The organism is Lentilactobacillus buchneri (genome assembly GCF_018314255.1).
GTDB classification, from domain to species: Bacteria; Bacillota; Bacilli; order Lactobacillales; family Lactobacillaceae; genus Lentilactobacillus; species Lentilactobacillus buchneri.
Genome location: NZ_CP073066.1, coordinates 974278 through 989856 on the forward strand (window position 1 = coordinate 974278; position 15579 = coordinate 989856).

The 15579-nt window shown below is 42.8% G+C and carries 16 protein-coding genes and 2 pseudogenes; 10 read left to right on the top strand and 8 right to left on the bottom strand.

Annotated features, from left to right (window positions below):
- Positions 1 to 242 precede the first annotated feature (242 nt).
- The 5 genes and pseudogenes from KE627_RS04750 to KE627_RS04770 all read left to right on the top strand — a co-directional run bounded on the left by KE627_RS04750 (position 243) and on the right by KE627_RS04770 (position 5977).
- Positions 243 to 1301, top strand: coding sequence for a carbamoyl phosphate synthase small subunit (locus tag KE627_RS04750; protein WP_211772871.1), 1059 nt, complete (start codon positions 243 to 245; stop codon positions 1299 to 1301).
- Positions 1301 to 4366 (top strand): carbamoyl-phosphate synthase large subunit, encoded by a 3066-nt coding sequence (carB, locus tag KE627_RS04755; RefSeq protein ID WP_056939184.1) that lies wholly within the window; start codon positions 1301 to 1303, stop codon positions 4364 to 4366. The genes KE627_RS04750 and carB overlap by 1 nt, the downstream gene beginning before the upstream one ends.
- Positions 4367 to 4857: 491 nt before the next feature.
- Positions 4858 to 5208, top strand: a complete 351-nt coding sequence (locus tag KE627_RS04760; RefSeq protein WP_056939185.1) for a hypothetical protein — start codon at positions 4858 to 4860, stop codon at positions 5206 to 5208.
- Between the two features lie 146 nt (positions 5209 to 5354).
- Positions 5355 to 5630, top strand: a complete 276-nt coding sequence (locus tag KE627_RS04765; RefSeq protein ID WP_013727106.1) for a type II toxin-antitoxin system PrlF family antitoxin — start codon at positions 5355 to 5357, stop codon at positions 5628 to 5630.
- Positions 5630 to 5977: pseudogene (locus tag KE627_RS04770) on the top strand (type II toxin-antitoxin system PemK/MazF family toxin). The gene KE627_RS04765 and the pseudogene KE627_RS04770 overlap by 1 nt, the downstream one beginning before the upstream one ends.
- Positions 5978 to 6094: 117 nt before the next feature.
- Here KE627_RS04770 and lepB read toward each other — a convergent pair.
- Positions 6095 to 6688: a signal peptidase I gene (gene lepB / locus KE627_RS04775; protein ID WP_056939187.1), complete on the bottom strand. Its 594-nt coding sequence runs from the start codon at positions 6686 to 6688 to the stop codon at positions 6095 to 6097.
- Positions 6689 to 6851: 163 nt separating this feature from the next.
- On the opposite strand from lepB, the gene mazE reads away from it, so the two are divergent.
- Both mazE and KE627_RS04785 read left to right on the top strand, forming a co-directional pair.
- Positions 6852 to 7094, top strand: a complete 243-nt coding sequence (gene mazE / locus KE627_RS04780; protein WP_013727103.1) for a type II toxin-antitoxin system PemI/MazE family antitoxin — start codon at positions 6852 to 6854, stop codon at positions 7092 to 7094.
- Positions 7087 to 7455: a type II toxin-antitoxin system PemK/MazF family toxin gene (locus KE627_RS04785; protein ID WP_013727102.1), complete on the top strand. Its 369-nt coding sequence runs from the start codon at positions 7087 to 7089 to the stop codon at positions 7453 to 7455. The genes mazE and KE627_RS04785 overlap by 8 nt, the downstream gene beginning before the upstream one ends.
- Positions 7456 to 7747: 292 nt before the next feature.
- Here the strand turns inward: KE627_RS04785 and KE627_RS04790 are convergent, their stop codons facing one another.
- The 4 genes and pseudogenes from KE627_RS04790 to KE627_RS12515 form a co-directional block, all read right to left on the bottom strand.
- Positions 7748 to 8071, bottom strand: coding sequence for a hypothetical protein (locus tag KE627_RS04790; protein ID WP_133286466.1), 324 nt, complete (start codon positions 8069 to 8071; stop codon positions 7748 to 7750).
- Positions 8072 to 8338: 267 nt separating this feature from the next.
- A complete protein-coding gene (locus KE627_RS04795) occupies positions 8339 to 8776 on the bottom strand; it encodes a hypothetical protein (RefSeq protein WP_013727100.1) in 438 nt (145 codons plus the stop codon).
- A gap of 78 nt (positions 8777 to 8854) precedes the next feature.
- Positions 8855 to 9172, bottom strand: coding sequence for a hypothetical protein (locus KE627_RS04800; protein ID WP_041805543.1), 318 nt, complete (start codon positions 9170 to 9172; stop codon positions 8855 to 8857).
- Between the two features lie 2 nt (positions 9173 to 9174).
- Positions 9175 to 9675, bottom strand: a pseudogene (locus tag KE627_RS12515) (amidase domain-containing protein); the annotation flags it as partial.
- A 103-nt stretch (positions 9676 to 9778) separates the two neighbouring features.
- Here KE627_RS12515 and KE627_RS04810 point away from each other — a divergent pair.
- Positions 9779 to 10708 carry an IS30-like element ISLpl1 family transposase gene (locus KE627_RS04810; protein ID WP_146971951.1) on the top strand — a complete coding sequence of 310 codons (930 nt, stop codon included), beginning with the start codon at positions 9779 to 9781 and terminating at the stop codon, positions 10706 to 10708.
- On the opposite strand, the gene KE627_RS04815 is transcribed toward KE627_RS04810, so the two are convergent.
- Entirely contained in the window at positions 10674 to 11477 is an 804-nt protein-coding gene (locus tag KE627_RS04815) for a hypothetical protein (RefSeq protein ID WP_136861229.1), read from the bottom strand. The genes KE627_RS04810 and KE627_RS04815 overlap by 35 nt on opposite strands.
- 19 nt (positions 11478 to 11496) lie before the next feature.
- On the bottom strand, positions 11497 to 12234 hold the full coding sequence (locus KE627_RS04820; protein ID WP_013727096.1) for a hypothetical protein: 738 nt from the start codon (positions 12232 to 12234) through the stop codon (positions 11497 to 11499).
- Positions 12235 to 12573: 339 nt separating this feature from the next.
- Between KE627_RS04820 and KE627_RS04825 the strand changes: the two genes are divergently transcribed.
- Positions 12574 to 13038: a hypothetical protein gene (locus KE627_RS04825; protein WP_013727095.1), complete on the top strand. Its 465-nt coding sequence runs from the start codon at positions 12574 to 12576 to the stop codon at positions 13036 to 13038.
- Positions 13039 to 13138: 100 nt separating this feature from the next.
- Here KE627_RS04825 and KE627_RS04830 read toward each other — a convergent pair whose 3' ends face one another.
- Positions 13139 to 14227, bottom strand: a complete 1089-nt coding sequence (locus KE627_RS04830; protein WP_014939294.1) for a PTS sugar transporter subunit IIC — start codon at positions 14225 to 14227, stop codon at positions 13139 to 13141.
- Positions 14228 to 14638: 411 nt separating this feature from the next.
- Here KE627_RS04830 and KE627_RS04835 point away from each other — a divergent pair, with 411 nt between their 5' ends.
- Positions 14639 to 15514 carry a DegV family protein gene (locus tag KE627_RS04835; RefSeq protein ID WP_013727093.1) on the top strand — a complete coding sequence of 292 codons (876 nt, stop codon included), beginning with the start codon at positions 14639 to 14641 and terminating at the stop codon, positions 15512 to 15514.
- Positions 15515 to 15579: the final 65 nt, after the last annotated feature.

Sequence of the window (15579 nt, forward strand, 5' to 3'; positions counted from 1 at the left end):
CCAACAATTCGAATATATTAAAAAGTGACGACTAACTTATCTATAAGGACGCGATTTCGAGGCATTGGGGCATATTTAATAAATATACATAGTGTTTTTTATTTGTACATATTTATCCGAATATCGGCAAATATTGCATATTTTCACTTGACATTTGCCCTAAATACTTCTATCTTAAATATTCAAAAGCGTTAACTGTAAATACCGCAGCATTGTTAGGAACAAATTGAGGAGGTTCGGACATGAAAAAGTATCTAACTCTAGAAAACGGCGATGTCTTCGTCGGGGAAGCGTGTGGTGACTTGGGCGCCGAAATTGATGGTGAACTCGTCTTTACCACCAGCATGACCGGCTACCAGGAAACATTGACCGATCCATCGTACAAACATCAAATCATCAGTTTCACCTATCCGTTGATTGGTAACTATGGCATCTCACTGGGCACCAACCAATCGGACACCGTTCAAGCAGCAGCAGTCGTTGTCAAAGAAATGACCGATCAAGTATTTCATTACCAAAGCGTTATCAGCCTCGATGCTTTCCTAAAGCAGTCGAAGGTTCCAGCAATCAGCGGGATTGATACCCGACAGTTAACCAAGATTATTCGCCGCTATGGCACAATGAAGGCCAGCCTTACCAATCACCCAATCGTTGATCAACCAAAAGCTGACCGCTCGGCATCCATTATCAAATCAGCCACATTGTCCGCAGGCGACACCAAAGATGTTGAACATGTTGTCGTTGTTGACTTTGGTGTCAAAGATAACATCGTCAAGTCACTCCAGCGCCCAGGCGTTGATGTGACCGTCGTTACGCCTGAATCAACGTTTGAAGATATTGCCAACTTACATCCAACCGGCATCCTATTATCCAATGGTCCTGGAGATCCAACCGATTACTCAGACTTTGTGCCGGTGATTCAAAAGCTCCAGGACAACTTCCCGCTGTTTGGAATCTGTCTCGGCCATCAACTTCTGGCACTGGCCAACGGCGCCACCACTTACAAAATGACGTTTGGTCATCGTGGGATTAATCATCCGGTTAAGAACCTGATCACTGGTGACATTTACATCACCTCACAAAACCATGGTTACGCAGTGGACGTCGACTCCGTTAAAGACACCCCACTGGAAGTAACTGCGCTTGAAGTCAACGACAAAACGTGTGAGGGCCTGCGCTATCCCGGCCGCCCGGTATTCTCAGTTCAATACCATCCAGAAGCCGCACCAGGTCCACACGATGCCACCAAATTATTTGACGACTTTATCGAAATAATGCACGTAAACGGAGGGGTTCATTAATGCCAAAAAGAGAAGATATTAAAAAAGTATTAATTATCGGCTCAGGTCCAATCGTGATTGGCCAAGCCGCAGAATTTGACTATGCCGGCAGCCAAGCTTGCCTCAGCCTCCGTGAAGAAGGCTACTCAGTGATTTTGGTTAACTCCAACCCTGCCACGATCATGACTGATGATGAAATTGCTGACAAGGTCTACTTGGAACCATTAACCGTTCCAAGCCTGAAGAAGATTATCAACAAAGAACATCCAGACGCTATCTTGCCGACTTTGGGCGGCCAAACCGGTCTGAACCTGGCCGTTGAACTCAGCAAGGACGGTATCTTAGATGAACTGGGAATCGAATTATTAGGAACCAGTTTGCAAACCATCAACGAAGCTGAAGATCGTGAGAAATTCAAAGACTTGATGGAAGAGCTTTACCAGCCAATTCCTGATTCCAAAACAGTTTACGACCTCCAAGATGGATTGGACTTCGCTCACAAGATCGACTACCCCGTCATTATTCGTCCTGCCTATACTTTGGGTGGAACAGGCGGCGGAATTGCCCATAACGACGATGAAATGACCACCATTTTGAACCGTGGCCTCACCATGTCACCCTCAACTGAATGTTTAGTTGAAAAGAGTATCGCCGGCTTCAAAGAAATCGAATTTGAAGTAATGCGCGATCACCACGGCAGTTCAATCATCGTGACTGGAATGGAAAACTTCGATCCAGTCGGCATCCACACCGGTGATTCAATTGTCTTTGCCCCAACTCAGACATTGACCGACAAAGAATATCAACGTCTGCGTGACGCATCATTGACCATCGTGAACGCCCTCAAGATCGAAGGCGGCTGCAATGTTCAATTGGCCCAAGATCCAAACAGTGAAGCTTACTACGTCATCGAAGTCAACCCACGGGTCAGCCGTTCCTCAGCTTTGGCCTCAAAAGCAACTGGCTACCCAATCGCCAAAATTGCGGCCAAAATCGCAGTTGGTTTGAACCTGGACGAAATCATGAACCCAATAACGCAAACCACGTTCGCGATGTTCGAACCGGCGCTCGATTACGTCGTTGCTAAGATTCCACGCTTTGCGTTTGACAAATTCACAAACGCAGACCGCAAACTGGGAACCCAAATGAAAGCCACCGGAGAAGTCATGGCAATCGGCAGTACCATTGAAGAATCACTGTTAAAGGCCGTTCAATCATTGGAACTCGACCAACAAGCGCAAACTGACCTGATTCCGGCTTATACCCGAAACATGTCAATGGGCGACTTGCTGGAAAAGATTAAGACGCCAACCGATTATCGATTATTTGAAATCTTTGCCGCCATTGGTAAGGGTGCTACCATTCAACAGATTAATCGTTCAACTCAAATCGATATGTACTTCTTATCGAAACTGGAAAACATCATCAAGATGCAGCAACAGATGACCGATGGCCTCTTGAGTGCTGATGAAGTCTTAAAAGCCCGTAAATTAAGCTTCAACAACACCATGATTCAAGCCATTCATCACGCAACCGACGATGAGTTGACCAAATTAGACAAAATGTCAGATCAACATCTGGTTTATAAGATGGTTGATACCTGTGCCGCAGAATTCGAAAGCACAACGCCTTACTACTATAGTACAGTTGGTAACGAAAACGAAAGCAAGCCACTGGGGAATAGTATCGTCGTTATCGGTGCCGGCCCAATCCGAATTGGTCAAGGGGTTGAATTTGACTACGCCACTGTCCACTGTGTCAAAGCGATTCAAGCAGCGGGTTACAATGCCATTATTATTAACAATAATCCAGAAACAGTTTCAACTGATTTCTCCATTTCTGATAAGCTCTACTTTGAACCGCTAACCATTGACAGCGTCATGAATATCATCAATTTGGAACAGCCGATTGGGGTCATCGTTGATTTTGGTGGTCAAACTGCCATCAACTTGACCGAAGGCTTGACCAAGCATGGGGTTTCCATCCTTGGCACTTCCCTTCACGGCATTGAGCAAACTGAAGATCGTCATCAATTTGAAGACCTCTTAATTGACCAAAACATTGCTCATCCAAAGGGTGCTACCGCTACCGATGCCCCTGAAGCATTAGAAATTGCCAACCACCTGGGTTACCCGGTATTGGTACGTCCAAGCTTCGTTCTTGGTGGCAAAGGGATGGCCGTTGTCCATAATGATGACGAACTAAACGAATATCTCATCCCGGCGCTCAAGAACAGTCATGGTGAACCAATCTTAATCGACCAGTACATCCCTGGAACTGAGTGTGAAGTTGATATCCTAAGCGACGGCAATGACGTCTTTGTCCCTGGGATCATGGAGCATCTTGAAGGTGCCGGTATTCATTCAGGCGACTCGATTGCCATGTATCCACCACAGACGTTGACTGACGATCAGAAAGAAAAGATCGTTGCTATCGCTACCAAGATTGGTAAGCAGGTTCATGCGGTTGGCATGATGAACATTCAATTCATCGTCGCTGACGAAGTGTACATCATCGAAGTCAACCCACGTGCATCCAGAACCGTGCCGTTCATGAGTAAGATTGTCAAACTACATTTGGCACAATTGGCAACTCAGCTTATTTTAGGCAAATCACTGGCTGAAATTGGTTTGAAGCCGGGGTTACACCCAGAACCAACCAAGGTTTATGTCAAAGCACCAGTCTTCTCCTTCGCGAAGTTACCAGGTGCCCCAACCGCATTGAGTCCAGAAATGAAGTCAACCGGCGAAGACATCGGCGCCGGCGGCAACCTGCAGGAAGCCTTGCACAATGCCCTGTTTGACAGCTACCACATTGATACCAATCACCTAACTGGTGATGTGCTCCTGTCAGCATTTGATGCCAACAACGCCAGCTTAGTCGAGCAACTAAAGGGCAGCGGCTTTGGCATTCAAACCTACCACGAAGGAATGCAATGGCCAAGCAACCTCGCCTTTGCTCTGAGTTCAGAGGATGAAACCACTGATCAAAAGCAGCTGGTTGCCAAAGCCCTTAGTCACCAGGTTCCTGTGTTCACTGCCCAGGATACCGTTATGGGTGTGTTTCAGCCACAATTGATTAAATAAAATCTCTTAAAAAATAACAAGCACCCTCGGAGGCTCAATGCTCTAAGGGTGCTTATTTGTGTTTCTTCACTTTTTACTTTTTTTACTTTGTTTTTTCTCTTGATAAATCTGGTACAAGCCCAATGCGAACGTGATAATAAAAAGAGCTCCAAAGGCTAACGGAACAAGAATCATGCTGCTTGCCCAATAGTTGATTGGCTCATCGGTTGCACTGTCCACCGTATAAAAATTCGATACCAATTGGATAATCTGTAATAAGAAAGTTGTTAGCAGTCCAAAGCTAAGAAAGACTGCCGAAATACGAATGCATTGCATCATAAGATCTCCCCAAAGAAACAATTTTGTGATTTTTATCACATATCTGTTATAACATACTTTAAGGCGTTTTTCTCTTTGATATTTCCAAGTCGAATCACTTGCCCTCCCCCGCCAAACGCGGTTCAATGAACATGAACTAAATATGATGATTACTGATTAGGGGAGGTAATGACATGTTAGACGTTATCAAATCATTAGATCGATTAACTTGGAATACCCAGCACCACTTTGCTCACATCGAGGCGCAGCACGACTTCATCCGAGCTTGGGCGATTCAATTCGAGCTTGGCTACACGGATGTGCGAGTTGTCCAAATGGCACTGCAGCTGGATGGCAAGCACCACGACCTGTTGACGAAGTTCACCGCTGCTTATGACAAGGTATATGATTATGAATATGCCTTTGTTGCCGGTGGCTTGGAAGGCTTTAACGAAAAATACGGTGATCAGATTGAAGATTATCGCCAGGCGGCTAATGATTTTCTTGGCTTAATTGATCAAGTTCGTGAATTAAATGGCAAGTAATTCAAATGGGTTCTTGGTCAAACATCTTAAAATATATTTCAAAAACTGATTACAATCTGATACCACAACACATGGTGTACCTTACATTTGCCTTACCAACTTCTTTGAATTATAATATATGTAAGGATAAGTAAGGAGGGAGTGTTATGGCAAAACATGATCATAACATTGCGGTCATTTCTAAAATCACCGCCAAAAACCAAGTCACCATTCCCAAAACCATTCGTGAGGCCTTAAATGTAAAATCATCAGATAAGATTGAATGGGAATTAGGTGCTGATGGCCAAATTACTGTAAAACGGACAGCTCCCGAAAAGGATGATTTCTGGAAAATGGTTGATGAGCAAGAAAAAAAATATGGGAGTATTGTCACCCCAGAAGTGGATTGGGGAGAAGATGCCGGTTCGGAGGATTTTGATTAATGGAGTTACATCAAGGAGATATACTGTTTATCAATCTTAATCCTGCCAAGGGGACTGAAACAAAGAAAGAGCGGCCATGTATGGTTGTTAGTAACGATGAGTATAATCGGCATCTCAACACCGTCCTAGTCATACCTATCAGTTCATCTGATAAGTACCGGACACAAGAAAGATTTATTCGTTCACCGTTTTTTCAAAAGATTGACTTAGAGTAAGTTCATGGGACAGCACTTCTCCAACATGTTCGGGCCATTGATCCCGAGAAACGATCTAATGGCAAAATAGTTGGGCAGGTCCCGACAACGATCATCCAAACTATTTCAGGCGTTCTCAAAGAATTTTTTTAGAACGCTATCTATTCGCCAAATGACCGAAAACGTTACGGTTAGAATTTAATTGCGAACAGATATTGTAGAACCTAAAAATGTCCTTCGCCAGATCTAAAACTGGTGAAGGACATTACTTTATCCATAGTTATTAATTTCACTTCGATTGTCATCCCACGGGAATGTGTAGACGACGCCTTCCATATGCGACTTTGGCACAAATCCCCAGTAACGGCTGTCATAGGAAATATTCCGATTATCACCCATCACAAAATACTGACCCTTGGGAACCACAGCAGTCTGTCCACCTCTGCGCCACTTCTTGGAAAGAATCGATAAATTAAAACCATTACCGTCGACGTTGCTCAAAGTACCAGTGGTCTGCTGCTGACGGGAGATGAACGGCTGCTTGATGTACTTACCATTCACATATAAATGCCCCGTCTTAGTATAGGTAATCCTGTCACCCGGAATGCCAATGACCCGTTTGACAAATTCAGTGTTCGGTTGCGTATCCGGTGCCAATTTGTAAGCATTAAACACTACCACTGACAAGCGTTTGATTGGCTTGGTTTTTAAAATGACCACGTGCTCGTTGTTCTGCAGGTTGGGCATCATCGAATCACCATCCACTCTGACTGGTGAAATAATATAGGCTTTGAGTAGTAACGCCAGTGCCAATCCAATGGCAATTGGCAGGATCCAGTTGAAGATGCTCTTGATTACTTTCATCTTTTCCTCCTATTATATGTACTTAGCATGCTTATAAGTGTAAGCCTCCCAGTCTATGTTTTCAACGTACAAAACAAATAGATCGTTCTAATTTTAATCGATACAAATTTCTTGAGTTTAAATGTAATTACATATATAATTACGTGTAGAAAGGGTGGTAATAATGACTGTAAAAACACGGCGTCAAGGCAATTCGATTATGGTGACAATTCCTGCTTCGTTTAACATAGGGGAAAACGTTGAGTTTGAACCAATCAAGGATGAAAACGGCGTGATCAGTTTGTTACCAGTTCGACACAACATTTATAGTGCAGACTCGAACTACGATCTTCGAAAAGCAATGGAAGAAGAAAACATTGGGGACAATGGCACGCCGGTTGGACGAGAGGATATTTGGAATGACTAAAGACATCCCGCAGCAAGGAGATCTCATCTGGATCGATAGTGAACCGCATGCAGGCCATGAATATGGTGGCCATAATCCAGATTCCAGTAATACTTTTAGACCGTTACTGGTTGTCAGTGATAAAGCATATAATCAACGGACAGGTATGATTGTCGGCTTTCCAATTACCCATGCAACTAAAATTAAGGCACCTTTTCAGATTACACTTTCTTCTCATAAGATAGAAGGCCATGTTATTTTAACCGGTCTTTTGGGTTATGACTACATCGCCCGATCCGGCAAGATTGTTGATCATGTCAATGCGGCAGAATTAGCACAAGCTATGACTGCCGTTAAAGATATTTTTGGCTTTTTTGATTAACGTCTTAAGCCAATGCATTTCACTGAGTTAAATTAAATCACAGGCGAGCGCCAACTATTCCAATATAGTTGGTGCTTTTGTATTATCGCCCAATTTCCTAAAAATCAGTGGATATTCACACGTAAGATTAGATTTAAATAACTACGCCACCGATTCTTAAAGACAAGCTATTTTAATTATGTCCCCAAATTGTTTAAAATTAAACAATTTGGGGACATAATTAAAATAATACTGAGAGGTAAACCATAGGAACGAAAGCCCCGAAGTATCAGCTTCGAGGTTCCGTTAATAACTAATATCGGATTGGCTTCTTTAGCCAATAATGAATGGTCGTTGCAAATTTCCACTTTTCGTGTCCCACTTTAAAGTAATGGGTCACAATTGGATTTTTATGACCATGTCGATAAATCAGCTTCCGATAATTATACTTAGTTTTTAAAAGAAACTGCTGGGGATTCCGATACCGCATGATGAGCGTTCGGGTGCGTTTGGCGTACTTATATTGCACATGCTTAGTATCTTTAAACAAATCACTCTGATCATCATAATACTCACCCCAATTAAGTGAATTGTATTTAAGAACTTTCATCTTTGTGGCAGCTCCTAATGAATTCATATTAAGGTGTTTCCAGTTGGCACTGGCAGACGCTGAGGTAGGGACTAAAACCAATACAGAAAAGAACGCTAACAGTAACAACCACTTTAAAGTAATCCGATGTTGCCTAGTAACTAACAAGTTCATCATCGACCTTTCATTTAATGGGTGTTTGTGAACAACACTCATCCACAATCCAACGAATCTTAAATGCGACTGACCTAGTTAGTGATTAACCGGCTTGACCAACCAGAATCGATACGTCGCCGGATAGCCCACTTCCAAGGACTAATATTTGATTGGCTTAAACATCCAGTACTTGATCGTATACAGGAACTGAAACTTCCGACTACCGAGCCTGTAATAATATTGAATAACTGGGTGCCGTTTGTTTCCATGGAAAACAAGTTTTCGATAATTGTACTTTGTATTTACTTCAGGGGATTTTGATTTGTTCAGATAGCGAATAACCATCACCCGAGATTGATGATTATATTTATACTTAGTTGATTTGGTATCCTTAAAATACCTCTTCTCATAAATCTCTTCATAGTTTCCCCAGTTACTTCCATTGTATTTGAGAATCCGCTGCTTCTTTGCGTATCCCATGATTTTGGGACTGTATGGCTGCCATGCAGCAGCATGTATCTGATTGCATCCAATCAATAGTGCTCCGGCAAATGTCATGATCATTAGAAGAAATACTCGATACCATTCTTTTTTCATCTGCTTTTCCTCTTTCCCCCGTGAATACCAATCACCAGTAGTGAGGTCAACTGATCGGTCTCCTACATAGCTTTCCTTCTATCCAAAGTATTGATCAGCCGTGACAGCAACGTGAAAAATTCCTAAATACGTCCGGATAGCAAAGGTTGACGTATGAACACCTGTACTCCCATCTTTGTAAGCATACTTGTCAGGAACATAATATACTGGAATTTGTAGCGACTTACTCGTTTTTGGAGAAAACTTTGGATTACAATTAAAAGCTGAAACCGGCGATACACCATGCACCATCAAGTTAGCTCGAACGGCATTTTTTACTGAAATCGTAAAAAACAGGCATGTCAGGAAAAGTACACCCATCACTACGAATACAATTTTCATTATTTTCCTTTTCATTTTTAAATCCCCATTTCAATAACTCGCATTTTGTTTGTCCTAGAAAGACCAGTTAATGATTTAATTTTCGTCAACGGCGCAAAAATTCTATTTTTGTTTTGAGACGTATAGTACACCATATGCTTTGTAACTTTTGAGATAGTTACAGTATGGTGCCATCCATCTTTCTTCGAGTGTAACTGAACTACATCACCAACATGGACATGAGCCATTACTCTCCGAAAACTAGTTGTTGTAAAGTGTGGTCGATGCTTCGTTTTCGTCCAATATCGGTAGAAGCCATTAACCGTTGTCCAGCTTGTGGAATAGTTCCAGTGTTTGCGAGCACCAAAGAATGTTGATTTCATCCGTTTACAATACCATTTTGATCGTTTTGTAGAAATTCTGTTTCCAGACCAAAAGTGCTTTTTAGCATGTTTCTGGCTAGAAGTCATTCGTCCCCCAGCATGTAATCTATCTTGTGATGCCCAGTTAGTACAGTCACCACCCTGCCAGAAGTGACTATAGGGTAGATTGTAAAATTAATCCGAACGCTGTTCGGGCAAAAAAGATCAGCTTCCTTTAAAATGGTGTTTACCACAAACCCATCTTTTAGGAGCTGATCTTTTGTCTAGTATAACCTATTCCGAACGAATTAAAATCGAAACCTTTTGTGAACTAGGGCTGTCCAATATCCAAATGGGCGTTCGGCTGAACCGATCACCGTCAACAATTTCTTATGAATTATCTCGATGTCAACCTTATCAGGCTGAATTAGCACAAACAGATGCCGAATACAAGCGATCACGATGTGGTCGGAAAACTAAGCTGAGCGATGAGTTAAAGCAAAAAATTCTCAACCATTTACGTCTAAGCTGGTCACCAGGAATGATTGCTCACGAATTTAAACTAGCTACTAAATCTATTTATAATTGGCTAAATCAGGGGAGAATTGATTTCTCCTTGAATGATCTACCTGAACATGGCGTACGCCAACGGCGTAACGTTGACCAACGATCCAAATATAATCAATCTTTGGGGCGATCAATTGAACAGCGTCCCATGATGATTAATCAACGTAATCGCATCGGCGATTTTGAACTAGATACAGTCGTTGGTCCTCGTGGGCATAGTAAGGCAGTTTTATTAACTTTAATCGATCGCAAATCACGGTTCCTTTGGGCATACCGGTTAAAAGATCGGACGACAGCGACTGTTAATGAAGCACTAACTAAGTTCCTAACCACTTTTAATGGTCCGGTGCACAGCTTTACTGTGGACCGTGGCACTGAGTTTAGTGGGCTAGTATCACTTGAATCACAATATGGTATTAAGACCTATTACTGCCATGCTTATACGCCAGCTGAGCGCGGCAGTAATGAACGATTTAATCGGAACTTACGCTATTTTTATCCTAAGGGGACTTATTTTGAGCACATTAGTGCTCAAGGCTTGAAAACCACCTTACTCGAAATTAATCAGAGACCACTTAAAATACTTGACTGGCAAACACCTTATCAGGTCATGCTGACCAATTTGTCAAAAAATTCGGATTAAATTTGCAATCTACCATAGTTTGGATATCTTTTATTGTATTTTTCCAATGCCTTCTTTCATACCTGACTTCCCTTTGCTGGTTTCTATCCAGCTTTTGTCCCTTTCTCCAAGTCGTCTTATAAGGCTTGTGTTTTGTCTTATTGCTTGGCTGAAATTGACCGTTTGAATGCATAGATTTCTGAGAATAATGATCAGAATGGGAGTTGCGAGTTTCCTTATTCTGTGGCTGTTTTTGAGAAGTAACAGATGTAGAAGCACCATTGTTCTTAGAGTTGTTACTTTGAAACTGAGTCTGGTTAGAACTTCTACCGGTGACAGCACTACCTGTTTTCGTAGTTGCAGAACCAACAGAATCGTTGACACCTGTCATGCCCTCAGCAGTGCTGTTATTCGTCCCATTAACGGACTGGCCTTGAGGATTGGATACAACAGTGGCAGAACCATTATTGGCTGTGGCACCAGCTGTTGCACCACCGGCAGATATTCCTCCACCGCCATTGTTATTGACGCTACTCCCACCGGAATTTCCACCAGGAATGTAGCCCCCACCGCCATTATTGTTATTATTATCGTTATTACCGTTGTCATTGTCGTTGTCGTTGTTGTCATCGTCATTATTTTGATTCTGACTGTTAGTGACATTGGTGAATTGGCTCTGCTCATGAGCGGACGCACCAGTTGTCCCAACCAACAACAGCGACATTATCGAAATACCAACTAAACTTAAAGCTCTATACAAATACTTGTACTTGATAGGCTTCATCATCATTATCCCCCTCTAGATCAAGTTAAAGCAAGTTTCTAATGGTTGAGATAATCTCACAGATTGAATTAACAATTGCGGTTCCCTGACCAACAACATTAGAAAAAGCACCCGTAATATCGTAAATTGCTTGGCCCTTATTGGCGGAAATTTGCGATTGAGTTAACTGAGGCTGCAGCTGGATATTTTGATTTTGTGCATCCTGATTTGCTTGGGCTTCTGCCGGCGTGATCGTTGGCTGAGCCTGAGTGGTATTTTGTTGCGCGGCAGTATTATTGGTATTCACTGGTGTAGCTGCATTGGTCGATGTATCGGCTTGGGTCGAATTGGTACTGTCAGCCTGATTGCTGCCATTCGAATTATCAGTGGTCTGATCAGCTGATTTTCCCTTCTTGGTGTTATTAACAACCTGCTTGCGAATCACTTGTTGCTTAACCGTCTTAGTTCCCCGTTTAGTCTTCTTAACTTTGGTGTTGGTTTTCGTTTCTCTGTACTCGGTTGAACGAGAAACGGTCTTTTTGGCTTTCGGCGTTGCTGATTGATTAACTGTATCCGCTTTTGAATTGTTGGGGTCATTGTTCGACGCCATATTCCCTGCAGTGTTTGAGCTTTCAACACCATTTGTTGATTGAACCGAAGCACTCTTACTTGTATTTGTATCTGATGTCGCATTTCCGGCAGGCGACACAACTGAGGTTTGAGCAATCGGTTGACTATTTGTGCCGGCAGTGGCCGCATGTGCACCAACCGCTCCCCCTAGCAAACCCCCATAACGGAAAGCGCTAGCAATATTGTTTGTTCAATCTTATTGACTTTCATTCTTGAGACCCCCAAAATAATTTGTTTTACCTGGGTAACATTTATTGTACCCATTTCTCGTTATAGCACTTTACGAATATATTACAATAGCTTTGTTCAATGCGTAACGGGATGTTGAATTTTGTTAGATTTTTTCTTCTATATTTGCGACAGGACAGCCAAACTAATTAAATATTTTAAATATTTTTATTCACAATTTTGTCCAAAAAAATAATTGACAAGTTAAATAATTAGAACCAATCCCACTTTAGGTACTAAAAAGTTACCAACAGGGGGAACTATCATGAACAAGATTATCAAGTGGATCATATCATTTGTGGGAATCTTAGTACTATCAGTTATGTTCAGTTCAACGGCCAGTGCCAGCCGGGTACATGATTGTTTCCCCGCCCCAATTCAAGGAAGATATTGGCGTGCCACGGTCAATCGAGGGGCTAATTCTATTCCAAAACATATGTACTTTTATGCTGTTAAAGACGGGTTTGTCATTAAAAATACAGCTACGGGAACGCTCAGATGCAAATGGATGATTTACACGCATGATTACACGACATATGTACTAAATGGGGCGGAAAACAATGACCTGTCAAAAGCTGTTTGGGTCTTCATTACACCTGAAAAGAATTGGAAGACTGTCAAGATTGGTTATAAAATCACAGGTATAAATGGGGAACCAAAGTATCCCGCTGCTCATTACCAGCATTACATAGGTACCGCAATTTCCAAAGTAACAGCCATCGTGCACTAAATAAACAATGACGATCAACAAAATAGAAGCCCCAGAGCAATCCAGCTCCGGGACTTCTATTTGTTATTGATTTTATATTATTAATATAGGTAGTAATAGCTTAAACAATTTCAAGATGCAGTTGTTGATCCTTAACCCAGTGCATGCCGAGAAGAACTCTGTAAAGCACGATTGAGATAACGGCTGGAACAACGATTCCCATTGCCAGGTAAGCAACGAACATGTTCATGTTGGTTGATGCCAGGTTAAGTGGGGCGATAAATGAGTTCAATCCCAGGCCGCCTAATGTGTAAGGCACCTTGAAGCCAAAGAACATTGTCGCAATCGGTGCGGCCACCACAGCGGCAGTCATTGAAGGAATTGCGAGCCGTGGGTTGGCCAACAAGTTCGGGAACTGAACCTTTGGTGTGATGAAGCCTTGGGCAATGTTGGCACCAAGGTTGTTTTGACGCCATGAGATAACCGTGAAGCCAACAAATTGAGCGGTCGTTCCAATCAATGCGGCACCTGATGAAAGTGGATCAAGCATAACGGCAACTGCCAGGGCAGCTGACGATGCCGGTGTCATCAAGAAGAGTGACCATGCCAAGGCAACGGCCATTGAGCCGAGGATTGGGTTAACCTGCATTGATTGAGCGATAAAGGCACTCAACCAGTTAAGGGCTGGCGTGGTGACACTTGCAAGTCCCAAGCCGGCGATTGAACCAACTAAGGTTGAGGCAAGTGGTACTAACATCATATCAAGTGGCGTTTTACCGGTTAAATACTTACCAACTAAGGCAGCGATTAACCCGGCGGCAACGGCACTAATAGGTTGACCAGTTGTGAAGACACCGGTTCCGGCTGCTTGTGCCATCTGGTTACCAGTGGCGGTTGCTGCGTGAACGCCGGATGAAATGAAATAAACGGCGTTGGCCCCAACAGTTGAGGCAATCATGGAACTAAACAGGACCAGTGTGTTGGTTTTTAATTGAGATGCAACAGCGGCACCAAATGCAGGTGCCAATAACCATTGGGCAATTGCCCCGACTTGGTGTAACTGTGGCCAATTCACGAAGTTGGCAATGGTCTGGGTTAATAATCCGACCCCTAACATCACTAGGACGGCGTTTGAAACCCCTGCTGAAACTAAGTATACGTAATCTTTGACTGTCAGTTTATCAACTGGCTTATTTGCTTCTGTATCCATTGGCATTACCTCGCTTTTTTCTATAATTATAATTGCGTGAGAAAATAATGATAAAAATGAAATTGTTATCATTTAAACATCATTACGTGGAGATGTCAACACCCATTTTAGAAAAGAAATCGCTGGGGGCCATTTGTGTACATAGACCGTTTTTGAAGTAAGCGGTCGCAATCCTTAAGGGCATTGCTTAATGAGCGATAGACAATATGATCAGCAAAATGATGAACGATCGGCAATCGAAACTTTGGTGACTGGGTAATCTTCTCATATTGATTCGCTATTTTGATGAGAATTCTTTCATAATTCATCAAATTTTACGATCCCTGGCTTACCGTACCCTCAGATGCGGCATGGCATGCTGGAGTATATGCTATAATCAATTTAACATCACTAAGATCGGGAGATGAAACAATGAGTAAAATCGCAATCGTAACCGACAGCACGGCCAGCCTTTCTGATGAAGAAGTCCAACGGCTTGGCAACGTGACTATCGTTCCGATCGTCGTTAACATGAACGGTACCACCTATCGTGAGGGAATTGATATTACCAATAATGAATTCTATTCCGCACTGGCGAAGGCCAAAAAATTACCGACAACTGCACCGCCGACACCGATGGAAATGTTAAAAGTGTATGATCAGCTGGCCAATCAAGGCTACGACCAGATTCTAAGTATTCATTTGACTACTGGTATCACGGGCTTTGTCAACAATCTGCGCACTGTAGTCCGGGGCTATACCAACGCCCAGGTTGAAGTCTATGATTCACACATCACGATTGAACCGTTGGGATATCTTGTGAAATACGCTTCAATGATGGCCAATCAAGGCGAATCAATGAGCACAATTCTCCAAAATCTGGATGATGTCCGGGCAACTATCGATGAATATTTTGTCGTCGATGACCTCAAGAACTTAGTTACCGGCGGGCGGCTCACCAACGCCGCTGCATTTGCAGGTGGCTTACTGAGAGTTAAACCGTTATTAACTTTGAACGACCAGCATCAAATCGAAGCAATCGGAAAGATTCGGACGATGAAGAAGGCTTTGAAGCACTTGGATGAAGAATTCAACACCCAATATCAGAAAGTCGCTTATCCGCTTCACGTGATGGTCACCGGCACCAATAACCTGCCAGCCGTTCAAAAATGGTGTGCATCCCTGAAGCCCAAATATCCCAAAGCCAGTTTTCAAGTTGGCCAGATCGGACCGGTGGTTGGAACTCACATCGGCTCGAACGCATTTGTGATCCTATGGTGCAAGCGGGTACCTGAATTAACCGTTTGAAAGCGGTTAGGTGTTGCCTCTTGAGTAAGGTATAATAGTCTTAATACTCAAACTCGTTAACAGTA